The following is a 426-nucleotide window of genomic DNA, read 5'->3' as shown; positions in this document are numbered from 1 at the left end:
TTATTTCTAGACATCGGTGGCCTCCCTCGTTTTCGAGAAAGTCCTTCAACCCCTTGATTATGGTACTCTTGACGCCATCTAGCAATGAGACTTGGATTATTTAATCCCAACTCATTCGCTACGTCTTGATAGGACTTCTCACTTGCTTCATACAACGTAATTGCCTTCAACTTAAATTCTACACTGTATGAATTACTTTTGCGAGAACGTTTTAAACCTTCTATACCTAAAGTTTGATAAGCGTTGATCCATGTTCTAATTTGAATAGTCGATTTGAACTGATATTTTTTAGCCAATGATCTTAAGCTGATGGTTCCAGAAAGATACTCTGCGACCACTTTCATCTTGAATTCTAAACGATATTTAGCCATACAAATACCCCCTAAAGTTGGATTTTTCTTGGTCCAACTTTAGGGGGTCAGTTCA

General features: G+C 37.8%; 1 protein-coding gene. It reads right to left on the bottom strand.

Features of this window, described 5'->3' with window-relative positions; all coding sequences use genetic code 11:
* On the bottom strand, window positions 1–371 hold a 371-nt coding region (locus CYJ57_RS07720), incomplete at its 3' end, for a helix-turn-helix domain-containing protein (RefSeq protein ID WP_143826758.1).
* Window positions 372–426 lie beyond the last annotated feature (55 nt).

The sequence above is a fragment of the Falseniella ignava genome, assembly GCF_002847645.1.
Lineage (GTDB): Bacteria > Bacillota > Bacilli > Lactobacillales > Aerococcaceae > Falseniella > Falseniella ignava.
The sequence above is the reverse complement of the archived record's forward strand: the minus strand, read 5'-3'. Positions and strand labels throughout refer to the sequence as shown.